The 21,966-nt window shown below is 75.8% G+C and carries 20 protein-coding genes; 5 read left to right on the top strand and 15 right to left on the bottom strand.

Annotation, left to right across the window (positions count from 1 at the left end):
* Positions 1 to 25: 25 nt before the first annotated feature.
* On the top strand, positions 26 to 787 hold the full coding sequence (locus tag AC3WUG_RS04840) for an ABC transporter ATP-binding protein (RefSeq protein WP_217616421.1): 762 nt from the start codon (positions 26 to 28) through the stop codon (positions 785 to 787).
* Between the two features lie 18 nt (positions 788 to 805).
* Here AC3WUG_RS04840 and AC3WUG_RS04835 read toward each other — a convergent pair whose 3' ends face one another.
* Both AC3WUG_RS04835 and AC3WUG_RS04830 read right to left on the bottom strand, forming a co-directional pair.
* Positions 806 to 2,599 carry an ATP-binding cassette domain-containing protein gene (locus tag AC3WUG_RS04835; RefSeq protein ID WP_492326614.1) on the bottom strand — a complete coding sequence of 598 codons (1,794 nt, stop codon included), beginning with the start codon at positions 2,597 to 2,599 and terminating at the stop codon, positions 806 to 808.
* A gap of 38 nt (positions 2,600 to 2,637) precedes the next feature.
* Positions 2,638 to 3,711 (bottom strand): ABC transporter permease, encoded by a 1,074-nt coding sequence (locus AC3WUG_RS04830; protein ID WP_492326699.1) that lies wholly within the window; start codon positions 3,709 to 3,711, stop codon positions 2,638 to 2,640.
* Positions 3,712 to 3,828: 117 nt separating this feature from the next.
* Here AC3WUG_RS04830 and AC3WUG_RS04825 point away from each other — a divergent pair, with 117 nt between their 5' ends.
* Entirely contained in the window at positions 3,829 to 4,458 is a 630-nt protein-coding gene (locus tag AC3WUG_RS04825; RefSeq protein WP_492326613.1) for a TetR/AcrR family transcriptional regulator, read from the top strand.
* Between the two features lie 68 nt (positions 4,459 to 4,526).
* On the opposite strand, the gene AC3WUG_RS04820 is transcribed toward AC3WUG_RS04825, so the two are convergent.
* From AC3WUG_RS04820 to AC3WUG_RS04800, 5 genes are all read right to left on the bottom strand, one after another.
* Positions 4,527 to 5,231: an alpha/beta fold hydrolase gene (locus AC3WUG_RS04820; RefSeq protein WP_492326612.1), complete on the bottom strand. Its 705-nt coding sequence runs from the start codon at positions 5,229 to 5,231 to the stop codon at positions 4,527 to 4,529.
* A 17-nt stretch (positions 5,232 to 5,248) separates the two neighbouring features.
* Entirely contained in the window at positions 5,249 to 6,286 is a 1,038-nt protein-coding gene (locus AC3WUG_RS04815; RefSeq protein WP_492326611.1) for a LacI family DNA-binding transcriptional regulator, read from the bottom strand.
* A 205-nt stretch (positions 6,287 to 6,491) separates the two neighbouring features.
* Positions 6,492 to 9,074: an ATP-dependent Clp protease ATP-binding subunit gene (locus AC3WUG_RS04810; RefSeq protein WP_492326610.1), complete on the bottom strand. Its 2,583-nt coding sequence runs from the start codon at positions 9,072 to 9,074 to the stop codon at positions 6,492 to 6,494.
* A gap of 155 nt (positions 9,075 to 9,229) precedes the next feature.
* Entirely contained in the window at positions 9,230 to 10,849 is a 1,620-nt protein-coding gene (locus AC3WUG_RS04805; protein WP_492326609.1) for a methyl-accepting chemotaxis protein, read from the bottom strand.
* 166 nt (positions 10,850 to 11,015) lie between these two features.
* The gene (locus AC3WUG_RS04800; protein ID WP_492326608.1) at positions 11,016 to 11,840 is read right to left on the bottom strand and encodes an SCO4651 family lipoprotein; all 825 of its coding nucleotides are present in this window, start codon (positions 11,838 to 11,840) and stop codon (positions 11,016 to 11,018) included.
* 209 nt (positions 11,841 to 12,049) lie between these two features.
* Between AC3WUG_RS04800 and AC3WUG_RS04795 the strand changes: the two genes are divergently transcribed.
* A complete protein-coding gene (locus AC3WUG_RS04795; RefSeq protein WP_492326607.1) occupies positions 12,050 to 12,919 on the top strand; it encodes a Cof-type HAD-IIB family hydrolase in 870 nt (289 codons plus the stop codon).
* A gap of 16 nt (positions 12,920 to 12,935) precedes the next feature.
* Here AC3WUG_RS04795 and AC3WUG_RS04790 read toward each other — a convergent pair whose 3' ends face one another.
* The 7 genes from AC3WUG_RS04790 to AC3WUG_RS04760 form a co-directional block, all read right to left on the bottom strand.
* Positions 12,936 to 13,409, bottom strand: coding sequence for an acyl-CoA thioesterase (locus AC3WUG_RS04790; RefSeq protein WP_492326606.1), 474 nt, complete (start codon positions 13,407 to 13,409; stop codon positions 12,936 to 12,938).
* 28 nt (positions 13,410 to 13,437) lie between these two features.
* Positions 13,438 to 13,917 carry a VOC family protein gene (locus AC3WUG_RS04785; RefSeq protein ID WP_492326605.1) on the bottom strand — a complete coding sequence of 160 codons (480 nt, stop codon included), beginning with the start codon at positions 13,915 to 13,917 and terminating at the stop codon, positions 13,438 to 13,440.
* 26 nt (positions 13,918 to 13,943) lie between these two features.
* Positions 13,944 to 15,146: an MFS transporter gene (locus AC3WUG_RS04780; protein ID WP_492326604.1), complete on the bottom strand. Its 1,203-nt coding sequence runs from the start codon at positions 15,144 to 15,146 to the stop codon at positions 13,944 to 13,946.
* A gap of 144 nt (positions 15,147 to 15,290) precedes the next feature.
* Positions 15,291 to 16,574 (bottom strand): aminotransferase class III-fold pyridoxal phosphate-dependent enzyme, encoded by a 1,284-nt coding sequence (locus AC3WUG_RS04775; protein ID WP_492326603.1) that lies wholly within the window; start codon positions 16,572 to 16,574, stop codon positions 15,291 to 15,293.
* Between the two features lie 2 nt (positions 16,575 to 16,576).
* Positions 16,577 to 17,350, bottom strand: a complete 774-nt coding sequence (locus tag AC3WUG_RS04770) for a hypothetical protein (protein ID WP_492326602.1) — start codon at positions 17,348 to 17,350, stop codon at positions 16,577 to 16,579.
* Positions 17,340 to 18,038 carry a TetR/AcrR family transcriptional regulator gene (locus tag AC3WUG_RS04765; protein ID WP_492326601.1) on the bottom strand — a complete coding sequence of 233 codons (699 nt, stop codon included), beginning with the start codon at positions 18,036 to 18,038 and terminating at the stop codon, positions 17,340 to 17,342. The genes AC3WUG_RS04770 and AC3WUG_RS04765 overlap by 11 nt, the downstream gene beginning before the upstream one ends.
* Before the next feature lie 10 nt (positions 18,039 to 18,048).
* Positions 18,049 to 18,825, bottom strand: a complete 777-nt coding sequence (locus AC3WUG_RS04760) for an SDR family NAD(P)-dependent oxidoreductase (RefSeq protein WP_492326600.1) — start codon at positions 18,823 to 18,825, stop codon at positions 18,049 to 18,051.
* Positions 18,826 to 19,029: 204 nt separating this feature from the next.
* On the opposite strand from AC3WUG_RS04760, the gene AC3WUG_RS04755 reads away from it, so the two are divergent.
* A complete protein-coding gene (locus AC3WUG_RS04755) occupies positions 19,030 to 20,040 on the top strand; it encodes an ATP-binding cassette domain-containing protein (RefSeq protein WP_492326599.1) in 1,011 nt (336 codons plus the stop codon).
* Positions 20,037 to 20,879: an ABC transporter permease gene (locus AC3WUG_RS04750; RefSeq protein ID WP_492326598.1), complete on the top strand. Its 843-nt coding sequence runs from the start codon at positions 20,037 to 20,039 to the stop codon at positions 20,877 to 20,879. The genes AC3WUG_RS04755 and AC3WUG_RS04750 overlap by 4 nt, the downstream gene beginning before the upstream one ends.
* 53 nt (positions 20,880 to 20,932) lie before the next feature.
* On the opposite strand, the gene AC3WUG_RS04745 is transcribed toward AC3WUG_RS04750, so the two are convergent.
* The coding region (locus tag AC3WUG_RS04745) for a hypothetical protein (RefSeq protein WP_492326597.1) at positions 20,933 to 21,966 on the bottom strand (1,034 nt) is incomplete at its 5' end.

The following is a 21,966-nucleotide window of genomic DNA, read 5'->3' as shown; positions in this document are numbered from 1 at the left end:
CGCTCGGAGCGCCGGGGGTGACCCGGTGAGCGCCGCCCTCGCCGCGCACGACGTCTGGGCGGGCTACGGCGGCGCCGCGGTGCTCCAGGGCGCCTCGCTGTCGGTCGCCCCGGGCGAGACCGTGGGGCTGATCGGCCGCTCCGGCGCCGGGAAGTCGACGCTCGTCCAGGTGCTGCTCGGCCGGCACAAGCCGACCCAGGGCCGCGCCACCTACGGCGCCCGCCCCGTCACCAAGATGTCCCGCAAGGAGACCAAGGCGTTCCGCTCGACCGTGCGCGCCGTGCACCAGGAGGGCCTGGTCGGCGTCGACAGCCGCACCTCGGTCGCCAAGGTGCTCCAGTCCACGCTGAGCGACTCCCGCAAGGCGGGGCGGGCCACCGGGCTGGAGCCCGAGGACGTGCTCGCGCGCGTGGGCCTGGAGCCGCGGTTCCTCGACCGCACGCTGCACTCGCTGTCCGGCGGCGAGAAGCAGCGGCTGGCGCTCGCCGACGCGCTGGCGACGCGCCCCGAGATCCTCGTGCTCGACGAGCCCGCCACCGCGCTCGACCCGGCGCTGCGGGAGGCCGTCGCCGACCAGGTGGCCGCCATCGCCGCCACCGGGGTCGGGCTGCTCGTCGTGTCGCACGACCTGCGGCTGGTCGACCGGCTCGCCGACACCGTGCACGTGCTCGGCGAGGGCCGGATCGTGGAGTCGGGGTCGATGCGGTCGCTGCTGTCCGACCCGCAGGCCGCGGAGACCCGCGAGCTGGCCGAGGCGTACCCGGAGGCCGTGGGCGCGTTCCGCTGACGGCGCCGGCCCGCCGGCTCAGCGCGAGCCGAGGGTGAGCACCTCCTCGAGCCGCGCCGGCACCGGCCGGGCCTCGCCGCGCACCCCCGCGCCGGCGAGCGCCCGCTCGACGTCGGCGGGGTCCACCCCGGCGACCCGGACGGCCCGGCCGGCGACGGTCACCGGCAGCCCCGCGGCGCTCAGCGCGCCGAACGCGTCCGCCCAGTCCGGCGTCACCACCTCGACCGCGGTCGTGCCGTCGAGCACGTCCGCCAGCGTCCCGGCGGCCACGCGGCGGCCCCGGGACATCAGCACCAGCGCGTCGCACTGCTCGGCCTCCTGCATGTAGTGCGTCGTGACGAGCACCGCGACCCCGGCCTCGGCCTGCTCGTGCACCGTGTCCCACAGCGCGGCCCGGGCCAGCGGGTCGACGCCGGACGTCGGCTCGTCCAGCACCAGCAGCTCCGGGCCGTGCGACAGCGCCGCGGCGAACGCGAGCCGCCGCTGCAGGCCCAGCCCGAGCGACCCGACCAGCCGGTCCCGCTCCGCCGCCAGGTCCGACGGGGGCTCGGGCACGTCGTCCAGGCCGTAGGCCGCCGCGACGAACGCCAGGTTCTCCGCGACGGTGAGGTCCGCCGCCAGGCCGAGGCCCTGCGGCACGTAGCCGATCCGGCGCCGGGTGTCCCGCGACGGCTCGCCACCGAGCACCCGCACGGTGCCGGACGTCGGGGCGAGCAGGCCCAGCACGGTGCGGATGAGCGTCGTCTTGCCGGCGCCGTTCGCGCCGAGCAGGCCGAGCACCTGGCCGGGGAGCACGGTGAGCGAGACGTCGTCGACGGCGCGGAACCCGCCGAAGGCGGTGACGACGTGCGCGGCCTCGACAGCCGCGGGGCCGTCGGCGGCCCGGCCGCGCACGTGGTCCGAGGGGGCATCCGACACGTCGAGCGAGCAGTCGGCGGGTGCGCGCTCGACGTGCCGAGCACCCCCTGGGCGCGCGGCGGTCGGCGCGGCCGCTGTCGGCGCGGCACCGGTCGGGCCGCGGCGCTCCAGGGTCAGCGCGATCACCGCGTCCTCGAGGTCCGCCGGGGCAGCCCCGGCGCCCCGCGCGACGAGCGCGTGCACGGCGCCCCCGCGGCGCCACTCCGCGACCGGCGCTGATCCCTGGTCGGCCCCGCCGGCGGGGTCCCCGACCGCCCGCACCGCGATCGAGCCGCGCACGCGGGACGCCGCCGCGGCCGGGTCGCCGCTGTAGACCTCCGACCCGGCGTCGAGCACCAGCACCGTCGCCGCGCGCTCCGCCTCGTCGAGGTACGTCGTCGTCACCAGGACCGCGGTGCCCCCGGCGGCCGCCGCGGAGAGCATCCGCCACAGCTCGACCCGGCTGACCGGGTCGACGCCCGTGGACGGCTCGTCGAGCACCACGAGCGCCGGGTCCGGCAGCATCGCGAGGCAGAACCCGAGCTTCTGCCGCATGCCGCCGGACAGCTCCCGGCCCAGGCGGTGCGGCACGTCCGCGAGGCCGGCCGCGCCCAGGAGCCGGTCCCGGCGACCGCGCGCCGTCGCGGCGTCGAGCCCGTAGGCCCGCGCGACCAGGTCGACGTTCTCCGCCACGCTCAGGTCCGCCCACACCCCCGAGGTGGCGGGCAGGAAGCCGGTGCGGCGCGCGTCGGCGCGCCGCACCTCGCCCGCGTCGGCGACCTCGCGCCCGACCAGCAGGCGGGCCAGCGTGGTCTTCCCCGCGCCGTCCCCGCCCACCACCGCCGTGATCTCCCCCGGCGGCACCGGCAGCGTGAGCGCGTCGAGCACGACGCGCCCGCCGCGGCGCACCGTCACGTCGCGGACTCCCCACGTCACCCTCGCCGCCACGGCGGTCACCGTCCGACCTCGGCCAGCGCGGCGGGGGCGGCCACCGCACCGCGCGGGCGGCGGGGCGTGATGGACGCGCGGAACCGCCAGACGGCGGCGCCGAACACCAGCACGGCCATCCCCGCCAGCACGGTGATCGGCAGCCACAGCGCGTCGATCCCGGCACCGCGCAGCATCACGCCCTGCGACACCTGCGTGAAGTAGGTGAGCGGCAGGCAGTACCCGATCCAGCGCACCCCGATCGGCATCGCGTCGAGCGGGAAGATGATCCCGGACAGCAGGATCTGCGGCAGCAGCACGAGGATCGCGGCCTGGATCGCCTGCCCGGCGTTCTGCGACACGGTCGAGATGAACACCCCGATGCCGAGCACCACGAACAGGAAGATCGCCCCCGCGAGGGCGAACAGCGCCACGTTCCCGGTGAACGGCACGCCGAAGATGAGCATCCCCAGCACCGTGACGACGACGAGGTCGAGCGCGGCGAGCAGGAAGTACGGCGCGATCTTGCCCACGATCACGTCGACCGGGCGCAGCGGCATCACCGCCAGCTGCTCCAGGGTCCCGGCGGCCCGCTCCTTCACCAGGCCGATGCTGGTGATGATCGTGCCGATGAACGTGAGGATCAGGCCGATCAGCGCGGGCACCATGACCCACGACGTCTCGAGGTCGGGATTGAACAGGATCTCGGGCTGCACGGCGTCGCCGAGGCGCGCGACCACGACGTTCGCAGCCTGGGCGGCGAACAGGTTCGTGCCGTCGATCAGCACCTCCGGGACGGCGGCTGCCCCCTCCCCGGTGACGACCGCCACGTCGTACCGGTTGGCGGCGAGCGCGTCGACGGCGTCCGCGCGGTCGTCGCCGGGGAGCACGTCCCGGACGTCGAGCGTGCCGCCCGCGGGGGATCCGGCGATCCGGTCGGCCGCCTCCGTGGCGCCCGGCCCGACGACCACCGTGGTGAGGCTGTCGACCGTGAAGTTGGCCGCGAAGCCGAAGATCGTCAGCAGCAGCAGCGGCAGGACGACCAGCATCGCGACGGTCCGGCGGTCCCGGCGCAGCTCGCGGAACTCCTTGAGGATCATGGCGCGCACGGCGCTCGCCTCCCGGTATCGGGGCGTCTCCGACGGCGCCCGTCCGCGTCCCACCGTAGCACCGAACCGGAACCTCCGATTCCGGTTAAGGCAACCTATCCTGGGCCCGTGAGGGCGGACGCGGCACGGAACCGGCAGCGGGTGCTCGACGCCGCTCGCACCCTGTACTCGGCCCGGGGGCTCGACGAGCCGATGGAGGCGGTGGCCCGCGCCGCCGGCGTGGGCGTGGGCACCGTCTACCGGCACTTCCCCGACCGGTCCGCGCTGGTGCGGGCCGTGGTGGCCGACCGGCTGACCCACGTCGGCGGCCTGCTCGACCGTGCCGGCGCCGGGCTGGCGGGCGACGACCCGCACGCGGCGTGGGAGCAGTTCCTCACCGGCTTCCTCGACTCCGGGCTGCCGCTGCTGCTGCCCGTGCTGGTCCCGCGCGCCCGCGACGCGGACGTGTTCACCCCGGAGCTCGTCGAGCGCCGCGCGGCCACGGCGCTCGCCGCGGGCGAGGTCGTCCGGACCGCCCAGCGGCTCGGGCTCGTGCGGGACGACATCGGGGTCCCGGAGATCCTGCTGACCTTCGCGTCCGCGCTGCGCCCGCTGCCCGGGCTCCCGGACGAGCTGAACGCGGCGCTGCTCGCGCGGCGCGCGCCGCTGCTGCGGGCGGCGCTGCGGCCGGGCGGGGACCCGCTGCCGGGGCGGCCGGTCGAGGTGGCGGACCTGCTGGCGGCCCTCGCGGTCCCCTGACCAGGGGCCCGGCACCGCGCCGCCACCGCCTCGCCCCTCCCGACCCGACCCGACCGGGGACGGTCCCGTCAGTCCGCGTGCGCCGCCCAGAACCCCCGCACCAGCCGCACGAACGCCGCCGGGTCGGACATCGGCAGCCCGTGGTCCGCGCCCGGCACGACCGCGCACTCCCCCGCCGGCAGCGCCGCCGCGATCGCCTCGGTGTGCGCGCGCCGGATCACGTCGTGCTCGCCCGCGGCCACCAGCACCGGCACCCGCACCCGCGCGAGGGCCCGCAGCGGGATGCGCGGCTGCCGGACCATCAGGTCGGTGACCTCGGCCCGTGCCCGCGCCGCCGGGTCGACGACGCCGCGCGCCCGCTGCGCGAGCCAGGCCGCCGTGACCTCCGCACGGGCCCGGGCGGTGAGGCCGCCCGGGTCGACGTTGGCGCCGTAGACGACCAGCGACCGGACCAGGCCGGGGTGCCGCAGCGCCAGCACGAGGCCGACATTGCCCCCGTCCGAGTAGCCGACGACGTCCGCGGGGCCGGGGGCGGCGCCGCCCGCGGCCGCGAGCACCGCCGCCGCGTCGTCCGCCATCCGCACGATCGTCAGCGGCCCGGTCCCGCGCGGCGAGCGCCCGTGCCCGCGCGCGTCGGGCGACAGCACCCGGTGGTCCCGCGCCAGGTCGGCGGCGACGGGCGCCAGCGAGGCGCCGTCCTCCCCGTTCCCGTGCAGCAGCAGGACCACCGGACCCGATCCCGCGTCCGCCACGTGCAACCCGGCGTCGTCCACGTGCCCGACCGTACCGGTTAGCGTGCCGGGATCCCCGGGGTGGAGCCGCGGACGACGACCTCGCCCGCCAGCGGCACGAGCTCGGCCTCCGCCGCGGCGGGCCGCAGCGCGAGCCGGGTCACCTCCTGCCCGATGCGGGCGAGCGGCAGCCGCACGGTGGTCAGCCCGGGCAGCACGTCCTGGAGCACGTCGACCCCGTCGAAGCCGGCGAGCGCGAGGTCGTCCGGCACCCGCACCCCGGCCGCGTGCGCCGCGGCGAGCGCGCCGGCGGCCATCGCGTCGGTCACCGCGAACACCGCCTCGACGTCGTCGACCCCGGTGGCGAGCAGGCGCGACATCGCCTCGTGGCCGCCGTCGCGCGTGGTGGCCGGAGCGGACAGCACCCGCGCCGTCGGCACCGGCGCGCCGAGCCCGGCCAGCGCCGCCAGGAACCCGTCCCGCCGGTCGTCCGCCGCGGCGTTCCCCTCGGGCCCGCCGAGCACCGCGAACCGCCGGTAGCCGCGCTCGTGCAGGGCGCGGGCGAGGTCGGCGGCGCCGTCCCGGTCGGCCAGCACCACGCTGTTCACGCCGAGCGCGTGCCCGCCGACCGCGGCGACCGCGCCGCCGATGCCCCGGAACGACTCGAGCGCGGCGCGCACGGGCTCGTCCGCCGCCGCGTCGCTCGCGCGGCCGGCCGCGAGGACGACGCCGCGCGCCCGCTGCCGCTCGAGCTGCCGGACGATCTCGACCTCGCGCGCCGCGTCCCCGCCGGTCGAGGCGAGGGTCAGCGTGAGGCCGGCGAGGTCGGCGGCCTCGGCGACGCCCGCGGTGATCGCGGCGTAGTACGGGTCGGCGATGTCGGGCACGACCAGCCCGAGCGAGGTGGTACGCCCGCGGGCCATCGCCTGCGCGATGCCGTCCGGGGAGTAGCGCAGCCGCGCGGCGGCGGCCTGGACCCGCTTGCGGAGGTCCTCGCCGACCGTGCGGTTCGCGGAGCCGTTCAGGGCGCGCGAGGCCGTCGCGAGGGAGACGCCCGCCTCGCGGGCCACGTCGCTGAGCGTCACCTGTCCCGGCATGCTCGCCACGGTAGGCGTATTCCTCCAGGGGCTCCCGGGACCGGTGGGTGCAGGCACCCAGGACCCGGGCGCACGACCGGGTGAACCGCTCTCGGGCCCTGTTCGCCCTGGTCACCCGCCCGCGCACGGGCCGGCCGACCCCGGACGCACGCAGGGCCGGGTCGCACCCCTGGGGTGCGACCCGGCCCTGTCGTGGGTCGGTGCGTCAGGCGGGCAGGAGGCCCGTGCCGCCGTCACCGGACGACGCGATCGGCGGCGCCGGCGGGACGTCCGTGCCGGAGCCCGGCGTCCCGGCGGTGCGGGCACCCGCGCCGACCGGCTCCTTCGAGCGCGGCCCGCGCTCCTCGCCGCGGAACACGAACTCGCCGAGCAGGCCCTCGCCGTGCGCGTCCACGACGATCTGCTGACCCGCGTGGAGCTCGCCGAACAGGATCTTCTCGGACAGCGCGTCCTCGATCTCCCGCTGGATCGCGCGGCGCAGCGGCCGGGCGCCCAGGACCGGGTCGTAGCCCTTCTCCGAGAGCAGCTTCTTGGCCGCCTCGGTGAGCTCGATGCCCATGTCCTTGTCCCGCAGGCGGGCGTCGAGCTTGGCGATCATCAGGTCGACGATCGCGAAGATCTCCGGCTGCGAGAGCTGCGGGAACACGACCACGTCGTCGACGCGGTTGAGGAACTCCGGACGGAAGTGCGTCTTGAGCTCGTCGTTGACCTTGGACTTCATGCGCTCGTACGACGTCGACAGGTCGCCGCCGGCCTGGAAGCCGGTCTGGACGCCCTTGGCGATGTCCCGGGTGCCGAGGTTCGTGGTCATGATGATCACGGTGTTCTTGAAGTCGACCACCCGACCCTGCGAGTCGGTCAGGCGACCGTCCTCGAGGATCTGCAGCAGCGAGTTGAAGATGTCCGCGTGCGCCTTCTCGACCTCGTCGAACAGGACGACCGAGAACGGCTTCCGGCGCACCTTCTCGGTGAGCTGGCCGCCCTCGTCGTACCCGACGTAGCCGGGGGGCGAGCCGAACAGCCGCGAGACCGTGTGCTTCTCGGAGAACTCGGACATGTCCAGCTGGATCAGCGCGTCCTCGTCCCCGAACAGGAACTCGGCGAGCGCCTTCGCCAGCTCGGTCTTCCCGACGCCCGTGGGGCCGGCGAAGATGAACGAGCCACCGGGGCGCTTCGGGTCCTTCAGACCCGCACGCGTGCGGCGGATGGCCTGGGAGAGCGCCTTGATCGCCGACTCCTGGCCGACGACCCGCTTGTGCAGCTCGTCCTCCATGTGGAGCAGGCGGCTCGACTCCTCCTCGGTGAGCTTGAACACCGGGATCCCGGTGGCCAGCGCCAGCACCTCGGCGATGAGCTCCTCGTCGACCTCGGCGACCGCGTCCAGGTCGCCCGACTTCCAGGCCTTCTCCTTCTCCTGGCGCTTGAGGCCGAGCTGCTTCTCCTGGTCGCGCAGGCGCGCGGCCTTCTCGAAGTCCTGCTCGTCGATCGCGGACTCCTTGTCGCGGCGCGTGTCCGAGATCTGCTCGTCGAGCTCGCGCAGCTCCGGCGGGGCCGTCATGCGGCGGATCCGCAGGCGGGCGCCGGCCTCGTCGACCAGGTCGATCGCCTTGTCCGGCAGGAACCGGTCGTTGACGTACCGGTCGGCCAGGGTCGCGGCGGCCACCAGGGCGCCGTCGGTGATCGAGACGCGGTGGTGCGCCTCGTACCGGTCGCGCAGGCCCTTGAGGATCTCGATGGCGTGCTGCAGGTTCGGCTCGGAGACCTGGATGGGCTGGAACCGGCGCTCGAGGGCCGGGTCCTTCTCCACGTACTTGCGGTACTCGTCCAGGGTCGTCGCGCCGACGGTCTGCAGCTCGCCGCGGGCCAGCATCGGCTTGAGGATGCTCGCGGCGTCGATCGCGCCCTCGGCGGCACCCGCACCCACGAGGGTGTGGATCTCGTCGATGAACAGGATGATGTCGCCGCGGGTGCGGATCTCCTTGAGGACCTTCTTCAGGCGCTCCTCGAAGTCACCGCGGTAGCGGGAGCCGGCGACCAGGGCGCCGAGGTCCAGCGTGTAGAGCTGCTTGTCCTTCAGCGTCTCCGGCACGTCGCCCCGGACGATGTCCTGGGCCAGGCCCTCGACGACGGCCGTCTTGCCGACGCCGGGCTCGCCGATCAGCACCGGGTTGTTCTTGGTGCGGCGGGACAGCACCTGCATGACCCGCTCGATCTCCTTCTCGCGCCCGATGACCGGGTCGAGCTTGCCCTCGCGCGCGGCCTGCGTCAGGTTGCGGCCGAACTGGTCGAGGACGGCGGAGCCCGAGGGCTGGCCCTCCTGCGGGCCGCCGGCGGCCACGGGCTCCTTGCCCTGGTAGCCGGACAGCAGCTGGATGACCTGCTGGCGGACGCGGTTCAGGTCGGCGCCGAGCTTGCCGAGCACCTGGGCCGCGACGCCCTCGCCCTCGCGGATGAGGCCGAGCAGGATGTGCTCGGTCCCGATGTAGTTGTGGCCGAGCTGCAGCGCCTCGCGCAGCGACAGCTCCAGCACCTTCTTGGCACGCGGCGTGAACGGGATGTGCCCGCTCGGGGCCTGCTGGCCCTCGCCGATGATCTCCTGCACCTGGGCGCGCACCGCGTCGAGCGAGATGTTGAGCGACTCGAGCGCCTTGGCCGCGACACCCTCCCCCTCGTGGATGAGACCCAGGAGGATGTGCTCGGTGCCGATGTAGTTGTGGTTGAGCATCCGCGCCTCTTCCTGGGCGAGGACGACCACGCGACGGGCTCGGTCCGTGAATCTCTCGAACATGTGCACTCCTCACGAGCGGCGTGCTCGCCGGCGCGGTCGGGCTCTGCGGCCCGGTCTCCCACGCACGGCGAGGCGGCGTTGTTCGATGCTAACGGCGGGGGGTGCGTCGGGCGTCCCGTGTTCGCCCCTGGCGTGACGGCCACGCCCGACCGGCGTCAGTACGTGAACCGCGCCACCCGGCCGCGCAGGTCCTCGGACATGCGCGCGAGCTCGTGGATCGCGTCGCCCATCTGCCCCAGCGTCTGCGAGGACGTCGCCGTCGCCGACGCCACCCCGGTGATGTTCACCGCGATCTCGCCGGACCCCGTCGCGGCCTCCGCGACCGAGCGGGACATCTCCGTCGTCGTGGCGGTCTGCTCCTCCACCGCGCTCGCGATGGTGAGCTGGTAGTCGTTGATGCTCGCGACGATCTCGGCGATCTCGCCGATCGCCGCGACGGCGCCGGCGGTGTCGCCCTGGATGGCCTCGACCCGGCGCGCGATGTCCTCGGTCGCCTTCGCGGTCTCCTGGGCGAGCTCCTTCACCTCGCCGGCCACCACCGCGAAGCCCTTGCCGGCCTCGCCGGCGCGCGCGGCCTCGATGGTGGCGTTCAGCGCGAGCAGGTTGGTCTGCTCCGCGATCGAGGTGATCACCTTGACGACGTTCCCGATCTCCTGGGACGACGCCCCGAGGCGGGCGACCTGCTCGTTCGTGACCGTCGCCGCGTCCGTGGCCTGGCCGGCGACCTTCGCGGCGTGAGCGGCGTTCTGCGCGATCTCCCGGATCGACGCCCCCATCTCCTCGGCGCCCGCCGCCACGGTCTGCACGTTCCGGGACACCTGCTCGGCCGCCGCGGCGACCACGCCCGCCTGGGCCGAGGTCTCGTCGGACCCCGACGCGACCTGGGACGACGCCGCCGACAGCTCCTCGGCCGCGGCCGCCACCGCCTGCGAGGTCTCCACGACCCCGGCCATCGTGGCGCGCAGGCTGGTCTGCGCCGAGGCCAGCGCCGTCGCCATCTCGCCGAGCTCGTCGCGCGACCGGACGCCCGGCTCCCGGGTCAGGTCGCCGGTCGCCATCGCCTCGACGGACGCCCGCACCCGGGACGCCGCGCGGGCCATGCTGCCGGACACCCGCAGCCCCGCGAGCAGCGCCGCGACCACGCCCGCGACGAGCAGCACCGCGGTGACGACGCGGCCGGTCGCCGCGGCCGACGCGGCGTCCTCGGTCGCCTGCACGGTGCGGTCGCCCAGCGAGCCGAGCAGCTCCGTGGTCGCGTCGCCGATCGCGTAGTAGACGTCGTAGCCGTCGCCGGTCACGAGCGCGTCGCCCGCGTCCAGCGCCTCGGGGGTGCCCTCCTGGTACGCGGCGACCACCTGGTCGTCGACCGCGAAGAAGTCCTCCCAGAGCGTGGCGACCCGCTCGAAGGTCGCCGCCTCGTCGGCCGTCAGCCCGTCGGTGTCGACGGCGTCGAGCGCCGCCCGGAGCCGCTGCACCGAGTCGAGGTAGCCCGCGCGGTTCGGGCTGTCCGCCGCGACCGCCTCCGGGCCGCCGATCCGGCGGGTGTCCCACGCGTACGCCACCTGCCAGCCCGACACGTCGGCGTTCATCGTCCGGACCTCGCCGACCTCGGTCGACACCTCCTGGAGCCCGGCCAGCCGCTCGTTCGCCGCCGAGACCCGGCCCAGGAACACCTGCGACCCGACCCCGGCCACCACGGCCGTCGCCACGCCGATCGCCGCGACCCCCAGGACCTTCGCCCGGAGCCCGCTCCACCGGTTCCGCCCGTCCGCCACCGCACCCATCCGCCGACCTCCGATCGCCCGCCCTGCCGACGTCCGGATCGGCCCGGGCGGCAGCGCCCTGAGCGGATCGGCCGGGCGAACGCTCGAGGTGTGCCTCACAGGCGACGGGCCGGGCACGCCGCGGAGGCGTGCCCGGCCCGTCGCCGGAGCGGGGTGCTCAGAACCCGAGGCTGCTCATGTCGGTGAGCTGGTCCGCGGCCGGCGCCGTGATCTCGACCGGCTCGCCCCAGCCCGAGAAGGTGACGTCCGTGCTGACGCCCGCGACCTCGGTGGTCACGCGGCGCATCTGGTCGTCGGCGTCGATCCAGTAGCTGTAGGTCAGCTCGGGCGGCAGGGACGTGCCCGCGGCGGCGAGCTCCTCGGCGACGGCCGGGTCGGACAGCGCGGCCGAGTCGATGACCACGGCGTACTCCTGCGCGAGGGCGCCGCCCACCTCCTGCGGCTCGCCGACCTTCTCGAACGACTTCACCGCATCGCCGAGACCGGCGAGCGTGCCGGTCGGGTCGAACTGGCCCTCCATGCCGGCGAACGACTGCGAGAGCGGGTTGCTGGTGTCGGCCGGGTCGATCTGCAGGTACTTGTCGCCCGTGAGCTCCGGCATCTGCATGTAGACGACGCCGCCGACCATCGTGAAGTCGATGGTGCCGGCGCCCGGGACCTCCATCGTCATCGCCAGGTCCTGCGCGCCGTCGGTGTAGCGGATGACGCCCGAGGCGGTCTGCGTGACGCCGGAGCCCGTGGTGGTCATGTCCATGGTGACGGTGCCGGCGGCCTGGGCCGCGGCGGTCACGCGCTCGACGAAGTCGTCCTTCGTGAGGTCGAAGTCGGACCCGGTCTCGGCGACCTCCTCGGCCGGGGCGGACGCCTCGGCGCCGGCGGCGGGCTTGTCGGCCTTCTCGCCCGCGTCGGAGGAACAGGCGGACAGGCCCAGGACGGCGACGGCCGTCAGGGACAGGGCGGCGATGCCGCGCGTGACGCGCATAGCGGGACTCCTCGATCGTGGGGAGCCGGCCGTCGACGGCGCGGCACGCGTGCGCGACGTCGCCGCGCCCCCTGCGCGCCGGCCGCGCGGCGCGGCTCGGTGCCCGACGACCGTATCCGGTGCGGCCGGTCCCCGTGACCCGGCTGTGCGCGGGCTGGGTGCCGCGTCACCCGGACGGAGGACCCCGGCGCGGCTGCGAGACTGGGCGCATGCCCGCCGCGACGACCACCGAGCCCGTCCTCGACCCGCCCGCCCTGCCCGACGTCGACGAGGTGCGCCTCGTCGTGTCCGACATGGACGGCTCGCTCCTCGACGGGCACGGCCGGGTGCCGGACACGTTCTGGCCGGTGCTGGACGAGCTCGAGCGGCGCGGGATCGCGTTCGCCCCGGCCAGCGGGCGGCAGTACGCGAACCTCCGGGAGCTGTTCGGCGCGCGCGGCGACGACCTCGTGTTCATCGCCGAGAACGGCTCCTACGTCGTGCAGCACGAGCAGGCGCTGTCGACGGACCCGCTGCCCGCCGAGGCCGTGCCGGAGGTCGTCGACCGGGTGCGCGCCCTGGCCGGGCGGGGCGCCGACGTCGGCCTGGTGCTGTGCGGGCAGCGCGCCGCGTACATCGAGCGGGTGGGCGACGCGTTCGCCGAGCACGCGGGCCGGCACTACGCGCGCCTGGTCGAGGTCCCCGACGTCACGGCGGTGGACGACGTGGTGCTGAAGGTCGCCGTCTTCGACTTCGGGTCCGTCGAGGAGGTCACCGCGCCCGCGTTCGACGACCTCGCCGGCCGGCTGCGCGTCGTGGTGTCGGGGCAGCACTGGATCGACGTGATGAGCCCCGCGGCGGACAAGGGCCACGCCCTGCGCCGGGTGCAGGACCGGCTCGGCGTCACGCCGGAGCAGACGATGGCGTTCGGCGACTACCTCAACGACGCCGGGCTGCTCGACGGCGCCCGCTGGTCGTGCGCGATGGACAACGCGCACCCGGACGTCCGGGCGCGGGCCCGGTACGTCGTGCCGGCGAACACCCGCAACGGGGTGACGCGGACGCTGGCCGCGGCGCTCGGGATGACGCCCGCGGGCTGAGGTCCGCCGCCCGCGGTCACCAGCCGTGCAGGACCGGTGCCTCGCCGGGGTACGTCTCGAACACCGCGCGCTCGTCGGGCGCGAACGGCCGCGGCTGGTGCGTCCCGCGGTCGAGCTGCACCATCCGGGACCGGGCGCGCAGGTAGACGACCGGATCGGCGCCGTCCCGGCCCGCCACGTCCAGCACCTCGTACCCGAAGTCGACCGACGACCGGCCGGTGCGCGGCACCCACACGTCCACGGCGATGGGCTCGGGCCGGAACGGCAGCGGCGCCAGGTACTCGATCTCGTGCTTCACGACGACCAGCAGCGAGTCGGTGGGCCGGCCCGCCGGGTCGACGCCCATCGACGGGAAGAGGGCGAACCGGGCGTCGTCGAGGAACCGGAGGTAGGCGGCGTTGTTGACGTGCGCGAACAGGTCGACGTCCGACCACCGCACCTGCATCGTCACGCGTCCGCGCCGGCCGGGGGTGGAGGCGGTGTCGGTCACCGCCCCAGGGTAGGTCGGCGGGGGCCGGTCAGCCGTCGGCCGCCGCGCGGAGCGCCGCCACGTCGAGCCTCTGCATCGCGAGCATCGCCTGCATCGCCCGCTGGGCGCGCGCGGGGTCCGGGTCGCCCAGGAGCTCGCCGAGCACGCGCGGCACGATCTGCCAGGACAGGCCGTACGGATCCTTGAGCCACCCGCACTGCGACGGCTCGCCGCCGCCCGCGATCAGCCCGTCCCACAGCCGGTCGACCTCGTCCTGGGTGTCGACCGACACGAAGAACGAGAACGCCTCGGTGAACCGGAACTGCGGGCCCGCGTTCAGCGCCTCGACCGGCAGGCCGTCGAGCTCGAACGACACGGACATCACCGTCCCCGCCAGGCCGTCGGGCGCGCCGTCGGGGTACCGGCGGGTCGACGTCACCGACGAGTTCGGGATCAGCGACGTGTAGAGCGCGGCGGCCTGCTCGGCCTGGGTGTCGAACCACAGGAACGGGTGCACGCTGGTCAGCACGGGAGGCCTCCTCGACTCGGGTGCCCTCAGTGTGCGCCCACGCGCGCCGCCGCGTCGTCGCCACGCGCGAGCGAGCGCGCGGTGGCCGCCACCGGCGCCACCAGGACGGCGGGCAGCAGGAACCCGAGCGCCAGCCCCGGCCCGTCGGCGAGCAGCCCGACCGCGACCGCGCCGAGCACCGCGCCGGCGTAGTTGAACAGGTTCACGCGCGCCACCACCTCGTCCGTGCGGGCAGGGTCGAGGTCGCCGGCCGCCGAGAACGCGAGCGGGACCAGCACGCCGACGGCGACCCCCACGACCGCGAACCCGGCGACCGCGACGCCGACGGCCGGCACCAGGGCGACCAGGAGCAGCCCCGCCGTCCCGGCCGCCGCGCCGGTCACCACGAGCGCGGCGCGGCCGAGCCGGGCGACGAGGCGGTCCCCGGCGAGCCGGGTCACGAGGACCGCCGCCTGGTAGGCGGCGTAGCCGAGCGGGGCGGCGGCCGCCGACGCGAGCAGGACGTCGTGCAGGTAGACGGCGCTCCAGGTGCTGACGGCCGAGTCGGCGACGAACGCCGCCAGGACGACGGCGCCGAGCACCCAGATGCCCCGGGTGGGCAGGGGCCCACGGGGGGCCGCGGGCGCGGCCGGCGTCGCGCCGCCCGCGAGCGCCAGGTCGACCGGCACCAGCCGCGACCGCCCGAGCAGCGCCGCCCCGGCGAGCACCGCGGCGGCCGCGACCAGGGCGCCGGCCGCGCCCGGGACTCCCGCCGCTCCGACCAGGGCGGACATCGCGAGGGCGCCCACGACCGCCGCCGCGGTGTAGCAGGCGAAGAACCCGGACATCACCGGCCGCCCGTACCGCCGCTGGACCAGCACGCCCTGGATCCCCGCCGCGGCGTCCACCGTCCCGAGCCCGAGCCCGTACAGCGCGAACCCGGCCACGAACGGCACCGCCGGCGTCGACACCGCCACCACCGGCAGCGCGACGGCCTGCGCCGCGAGGCCCGCGAGCAGCGCCGCCCGGCTGCCGTGCCGCGTGGCCAGCCGCTCGGCGGCGATCGACCCGGCCGCGGCCGCCACGCACACCAGCAGGACCACCAGCGAGACCGCGGTGTCGTCGATGCCCTGCCGCTCCTTGAACGCCGGCAGCGCGGTGACCACCGTCGCGTAGCCGAAGCCCTGCGCGGCGTACGCCGCCCCGACCGCGACCCGCGCCGTGCGCGCGCCCGTCCCCGTGCCGTCCATCGCCCCGCCCGTCGTCGTCCGTCGTCGTCGCCGGCGGCGCGCCCTCGGGCCGTCTGGTGGTGGTGCCGGTGGTGCTGGGTGGTGCCGTGGTGCTGGGTGGTGCCTGGTGCGGGTGGTGCCCTGGTGCGGGCGGTGCCGTCGTGCCTAGCCGAGCTCGGGGTGCCGCGCCCGGACGACGCCGAACGCCTCGTGGGCGACCTCGACGGTCCGCGCGATGTCCGCGCCGGTCAGGGCCGCGTTGATGAAGTGGTTGTGGTGCGAGGTGAGGAAGACGCCGCGCCGCACGCACTCGGCGACCCACTCCTGGTGCAGCATCAGCGAGTCGTCGTCGGCGACCCGCAGGTAGAACAGCGCCGGCGCCCCGGAGGCCACGAGCGTCATCCCGTGGTCGGCCGCGGCGGCGACCAGCCCCGTGGTGAGCTCGGTGCCCAGCCGGTCGAACAGCGCGGGCGCGTCCAGCTCGCGCAGCTTGGTGAGCGTGGCGATGCCCGCGGCGAACGGCACGGCGCTCATCCAGTACGAGCCCGTGTACGTCAGGCTGCTCACCACGTCCTTGAGCGAGTCGCGGCCGCACAGCGCCGACACGTTGTAGCCGTTGGCGAGCGCCTTGCAGAAGCAGATGAGGTCGGCCCGGAACCCGAAGTGGTGGTCCGACCCGGCCAGGTCCAGCCGGAACCCCGCGCGGACGTCGTCGACGATCAGCACCACGCCGTGCTCGTCGCACAGCCGGCGGACCCCCGCCCAGAACCCCGGGCTCGGCAGCCGGTTGTCGGCGAAGTTGCCGTGCAGGTACGGCTGCGCGATCAGGCCCGCGACCTCGCCGCGGTGCTCGGACAGCAGCCGCTCGAGCGCGGCGAGGTCGTCCCACGGCGCGTACACGGCGTGCGCGACGTCCTCCTCGAGCACCCCGGGGTGGTCGAGCTTCTGCGTCCAGGGCGCGACCCCGTGGTAGAAGCCCTCGAAGAACACGATCTTCTTGCGCCGGGTGGCCGCGCGGGCCGTCATCACCGCGAGCGTCGTGGTGTCGCCGCCGTTCTTGGCGAAGAACGCCCAGTCGGCGCTCGCGACCGTGTCCACCAGGAGCTCGGCGAAGTCGACCATCACCGTCGACGGGATGGTGACGACGTCCTCCAGGCGCGCCTGCGCGTCGGCGGCGGCGCGCACGTCGGGGTCGCCGTAGCCGAGCACGTTGGGGCCGTAGCCGCACATGTAGTCGATGTACTCGTTGCCGTCGACGTCCCAGAACCGGGTGCCCTCCGCGCGCTGCGAGAACAGCGGGTAGGCGGACGTCGGGACGTAGCAGCCCTCCGCGGGCCCCTGGTGGCCGTAGATCCCGGACGGGACGACCCGCAGGGCGCGCTCGAACGCCTCCCGGCTGCGGGCGTAGGTGTACGGGGTGGTCGGGGTCCGCGGTGCGGTGGTGGTCATGGTCACTCCCCCAGGTACTGGCCGACGCGGTCGAGGATGCGGTTGACGTTGTCGACCATCGAGATGGTGCCGCGCATGGCCATCCGGCCGTCGCCGATGCAGGCGAGCGCGCTGACCCGGCCGGCGAGCAGGGCCCCGGCCACCTCGAGGTCGGCGAACGTGAGGGCCGCCCGGGGCCGCGGCGACGGCTCGGCCAGGAAGGTCAGGCGGTGGTCGCGCGCCCGCAGGGTCCAGGCGAGCACGCCGTCGACCTCGAGCGCGACGTCCCCGTCGACGACGTGCGCGGCGCTGAACCGGCCGGCGCGGTCCTCGTTCCCGAGCTGGGCGGCCGCGGCCGCGGCGACGTGCAGCGCGAGCGCCGTGCTCGTGGCGCGGAACGCCGGGTCGGCGAGGTCCTCGTCGGAGGGCCGCAGGTACCGGGCGAGCAGCGCGGTGAGCGGCGCGAGCACCCGGAGCAGGAACCCCGCGCGGTGCAGGCCGGTGACCGGGACGGGCTGCGCCGTCCCGTCGACGACCCGGTTGAACGCGGCCGGGGAGGCGAACGGCAGCACGACGGTGGCGACCGAGCGGTCCGGCACGACGCGCACCGCCCCGTCGCGGAACGCGAGCACGCCGCGCGGGCCGCCGCGGACGACGAACGCGACGGTCACCGGCCGCGGGTTGGCGGCGAGCAGCTCGCGGGCCTCCGGGACGCGGCGCACCAGCTCGGGCAGGGTGCCGAGCACGGCGTACAGGTTCACGTACGCCGCGGCACGCGGATCGGTGTCAGTGAGCACGGGCGTCCTCCTCGGTCCCCGCCGCGGTCCCGGTCCCCGCGGCGGCGCCGACGGGCGTCGGCTCGCCCGGCACCGGCTCCGCGAGCGCCGCCAGCGCACCGGCCGCGAACCGGGCGGTCTCCCGGGCGGCGTCGGTGTCCCGGTCCGCGAGCCAGACGGTCGTCAGGCCCTCGGTCGCCATGACCAGCGCCCGCGCCGCCCGGTCGAGCGGCACCGTCCACCGGCTCCGCGCCGCGAGCGCGGCGGCCGCCAGGGTGGCCCGGGCCGACTCCTGGTAGACGGCGTACTGCGCGACGAGCGCCGCGCGCTGCCCCGGGGTCCGCATGGCGTACAGCGCGAGCTCGAACAGCGCCTGCTCCCGCTCCGGGCGCTCGACCAGCAGGTCGACGTACCGCTGCAGCCCCTCGGCGACGACGTCCTCGAGCCGCGGGGGCGTCGCGGCCCCGGCGTGCAGCCCCGCCGCGAGCGGCAGCAGCCCCACCTCCGCCGCGCGGCGCTCCTGCGCGGTGACCTCGGCGATCACCGCCTCCAGCAGGTGGTCCCGCGACGGGAACGCGTAGTGCAGGCTCGCCAGCGACATCCCGGCCTCCGCCACGATCGCGCGCGTGGTGGCGGCGGCGACCCCGTCCCGCGCGATCACCCGCACCGCCGCGTCGACCAGCTCGCGCCGCCGCTGCTCGACCGCCATCCGGCGCACGTCACTCGCCCCCGGTCAGGCGGCCGGCGACGCCGAGCACGAGGCGGCGCGGCAGCGCGCCCGCGAGGGCCGCGGTCACGCGGTTCCGCAGGCCCGCGACCACCGACGGCGGCGGGTCCCGGCGGTCGAGGGCGCGGAACGCGACGTCCACGATCTGCGGGACCGGCAGGACCTGGCCGACGCGGAACCGGTCCGACCCCGCGACCGCGAAGAACTCCGTCTCGGCGGGTCCGGGCGCGAGGGCCAGCACGCGCAGCCGCGAGCCGCGGTGCTCCTGCCAGACCGCCTCGGTCAGCGAGCGCACGTACGCCTTGGTCGCCGCGTACACCGCGAGCGACGGACCCGGCTGGTAGGCGGCCGTGCTCGCGACGTTGACCAGGATCCCGCGGCGCGACGCCAGCAGGTCCGGCAGCAGCAGCCGGGACAGCAGCGTGAGGGCCGTGACGTTGACCTGGACCTCGTCCGCCACCCGCTCCGGGTCCGCGGCGTGGAACGGCCCGTAGGTGCCGAACCCGGCGGCGTTGACCAGCGCGTCGACCAGCAGCCCCCGCCCCGCGAGCGCGGCGGCGAGCGCGGCCGGCGCCCCCGGGTCGGTCAGGTCCGCGGTCAGCACGGTCGAGCGCGCGCCGTGCTCGGCCTCGAGCCCGGCGGCCACCTCGGCCAGCCGGTCGGCGCGGCGGGCCACGAGGACCAGGTCGTAGCCCCGGGCGGCGAACCGCCGCGCGAACTCGGCGCCGATCCCGGAGGAGGCGCCGGTGACGACGGCCACGGGGCGCACGGGCTGGTCGATGGTGGTGCTCCTCGTCGCCGGGCTCGCTGTGGGTCGGTCGACCCAGTCGGTACTGTCGCAGCCCGCCGCCGGCGGCGCCACGGTGCCGCGCAAGAGTTCACACGGCCGAAACGCGCGGTGTCAGCGGGACGTGAGCGCCGTGTGAGCGTCGCGGCGGAGGGTGGTCCGCGTCAACCAGGGAGGACCACCACCATGACCACATCCACGGGCGGCAGCACGTGGGCCGTCGAGGCCCGCGGGCTCGTCAAGACCTTCGGCGACAACCGCGCGGTCGACGGCATCGACCTGCAGATCCGGACCGGGGCCGTGTACGGCTTCCTCGGCCCGAACGGCGCCGGCAAGACCACCACCATCCGCATGCTCGCGACGCTGCTGCGCCCGGACGCCGGCACGGCCACCGTGTTCGGCCGGGACGTCGCCCGCGAGGCGCAGGCCGTGCGCTCGCTGATCGGCGTCACCGGCCAGTACGCCTCGGTCGACGAGAGCCTGTCCGCGACCGAGAACCTCGTGCTGTTCGCGCGGCTGCTCGGCCTGTCCCGCGCGGACGCCCGCCGCACGTCCGCGGCGCTGCTCGACGAGTTCGGGCTGGCCGAGGCCGCCGCGCGCCCGCTGAAGAACTTCTCCGGCGGCATGCGCCGGCGCCTCGACCTGGCCGCCTCGCTCATCGCGCAGCCGCCGCTGATCTTCCTGGACGAGCCGACCACCGGCCTCGACCCGCGCACCCGCCTGCAGATGTGGGACACCGTGCGCCGCCTCGTCGCCGGCGGGTCCACCGTCCTGCTCACCACCCAGTACCTCGACGAGGCCGACCAGCTGGCCGACCGGATCGCCGTCATCGACCGCGGGCAGCTCGTGGCCGAGGGCACCGGCGCGGAGCTCAAGGCGTCCGTCGGCACCTCGCGGCTGCAGATCGGCCTGGCCGAGCCGGCCGACGAGCCCGAGGCGCTGCGGATCGCCCGCTCCGTGCTCGGCGTCGAGCCGACCCGCGCGCCCGACGGCCGGCTCTCCGCGCCGGTCCCCACCGCCGACTCCGCCGGCGACCTGCTGGTCGCCCTGCGCTCCGCCGGCATCCCGCTGCACGACATCGCCGTGCAGGAGCCCACGCTCGACGAGGTGTTCCTGACGCTGACCGGGCACGCCTCCGCGGCGCCCGCGCCGGCCGAGGACGCCGCCGACCGCGACCTCGAGGAGGCCCGCGCATGACCACGCTCACCCCGACCCGACCGGCGCGCCCGGTCGTCGACCCGCAGGCCCTGGCCCGCGCGGCCAGCAACCGCGTCACCCTCGGCGCGACCGTCCGGCAGTCGTTCTCGATGGGCTGGCGCGGGCTGCTCAAGGTCCGCCGGACCCCCGAGCAGCTGTTCGACGTGACCCTGCAGCCGATCCTGTTCACGCTGATGTTCACGTACATCTTCGGCGGGGCGATCGCCGGCGACGTGCAGTCCTACCTGCCGTTCTTCATCCCCGGCATCCTGGTGCAGACGGTCATCACGACGTCCGTCGTCACCGGCGTGCAGCTCCGCGAGGACATGGACAAGGGCGTCTTCGACCGGTTCCGGTCGCTGCCGATCGCCCGGATCGCCCCGCTGGCCGGCGCGCTGCTCGCCGACACCATCCGCTACCTCATCGCCACCACGCTGACGATGGTGATGGGCCTGATCATGGGCTGGCGGCCGGACGGCGGCGCCGTCGGCGTGGTCACGGCGGGGCTGCTGGTGATCGTCAGCGCCTGGGCGCTGTCCTGGATCTTCGCGTTCTTCGGCGTGATCGCCCGGTCCGCGTCGTCGGTGCAGGGCATCTCGATGATCGTGCTGTTCCCGCTGACCTTCGCGTCCAACGCGTTCGTCCCCGCGGACACCCTGCCCGGGTGGCTGAGGTCGTTCGTCGACGTGAACCCGGTGTCGCACCTGGTGACGGCCGCGCGGGACCTGACGGTCGGCAACGGGATCACGGCGGACGCGGGCTGGGCGCTGCTCGGGGCCGCGGTCGTGGTGGCGGTGTTCGCGCCGCTGACCGTGCGGGCGTACATGCGCCGCGCCTGACCGGCGCCGGGCCGCGGCGTCGGGCGACGGCGGGGGGTGAGGACGGGCCGGGTCTAGGCCGCCCCCACCCCCGCCGCGCGCAGCAGCGCGAGGGCGCGGAGCACGTCGTCCCCGTGCCCCAGCGCCGCGGCCCCGGCCCGCGCGCGCGCCACAGCGGCCTCGCCGTACCGGGCGGCCGCGAGCGCCAGGTGCGGCGCCAGCACCCCGCACGGGAAGTCCTGCCGGGCGCCGATGCGCTCGGCCAGCGCCAGCAGCTCCAGGCCGCCCGGGTCCTCGGGCGCCACGGCGACCCGCCACGACCCGACCCCGGTCAGCAGCGTGCCGAGCACCGGCCGGTCGGTGAACCCCGCCCGGCCGGTGAGGTCGTCCTCGCGGATCGCGCGCACGGCCTCGCGGATCGCCGGCTCGTCCGCCCGGCCCTCCAGCACGTGCGCCGCGAGCGCCGCCCCGACCGCGACCAGCACCCACGGACCGGAGCTCCCCCGCGACGCGGCGCGCGCCAGCAGCGCCCGGTACCGGGCCAGCCCGCGGTCCACCTCGCCGCGCCCGCGCTCGGCCTCCGCGAGCCCGAGGCCGGACATCACCTCCGCGTCGCGCACGTCGGTGGTCGCGCGGGCGACGTCCTCGAAGACCCGCTCCGCCTCGTCCCACTCGCCCAGGCTCAGCAGGGTCACGCCGTAGACCTGCTCCAGGCTGTCCTCGAACGCCTGGACCATCAGGTCGCGGTGGGTGATCTGCGGGGCCGCGAGGGCCGTGCGCGCCGCGGTCAGCCAGTCCATCGCCTCCCGGGGCCGCAGGCTCTGGCTGTACGCGCCTGCGAGCGACACCGCGGCCATGACCGCGGTCCACGGGTCGTCCGTGCCGACGGCGAGGTGGTACGCCTCCTCGGCGTACCCGATGGAGGCCCCGAGGTCCGCGTCGTTCTCCGCGAGCGACCATGACGCCAGCAGCGCGAGCCGCCGGCTCGGCAGGTCGGTCGACGCCCGCGCCGCGGCCAGCAGCCGGACCAGCGCCGCGGGGTCCGCGAACCGGTCGACGGCGTCGGCCAGCAGGCGCGCGACCGGGCGCAGGCCGCCCGCCGCCGCGG

The sequence above is a fragment of the Cellulomonas sp. EB106-03-03-XG116 genome (genome assembly GCF_058792015.1).
This window is presented reverse-complemented; position numbering and strand designations above follow the sequence as displayed.

Excerpts from the sequence above, each read along its gene's own strand:
- AC3WUG_RS04815 (WP_492326611.1), bottom strand. The coding sequence starts at position 6,286 with ATGCCGGGACAGGTGACGCTCAGCGACGTGGCCCGCGAGGCGGGCGTC.
- AC3WUG_RS04800 (WP_492326608.1), bottom strand. The coding sequence starts at position 11,840 with ATGCGCGTCACGCGCGGCATCGCCGCCCTGTCCCTGACGGCCGTCGCC.
- AC3WUG_RS04810 (WP_492326610.1), bottom strand. The coding sequence starts at position 9,074 with ATGTTCGAGAGATTCACGGACCGAGCCCGTCGCGTGGTCGTCCTCGCC.
- AC3WUG_RS04755 (WP_492326599.1), top strand. The coding sequence starts at position 19,030 with ATGACCACATCCACGGGCGGCAGCACGTGGGCCGTCGAGGCCCGCGGG.
- AC3WUG_RS04780 (WP_492326604.1), bottom strand. The coding sequence starts at position 15,146 with ATGGACGGCACGGGGACGGGCGCGCGCACGGCGCGGGTCGCGGTCGGG.
- AC3WUG_RS04750 (WP_492326598.1), top strand. The coding sequence starts at position 20,037 with ATGACCACGCTCACCCCGACCCGACCGGCGCGCCCGGTCGTCGACCCG.
- AC3WUG_RS04775 (WP_492326603.1), bottom strand. The coding sequence starts at position 16,574 with ATGACCACCACCGCACCGCGGACCCCGACCACCCCGTACACCTACGCC.
- AC3WUG_RS04795 (WP_492326607.1), top strand. The coding sequence starts at position 12,050 with ATGCCCGCCGCGACGACCACCGAGCCCGTCCTCGACCCGCCCGCCCTG.
- AC3WUG_RS04830 (WP_492326699.1), bottom strand. The coding sequence starts at position 3,711 with ATGATCCTCAAGGAGTTCCGCGAGCTGCGCCGGGACCGCCGGACCGTC.
- AC3WUG_RS04765 (WP_492326601.1), bottom strand. The coding sequence starts at position 18,038 with ATGGCGGTCGAGCAGCGGCGGCGCGAGCTGGTCGACGCGGCGGTGCGG.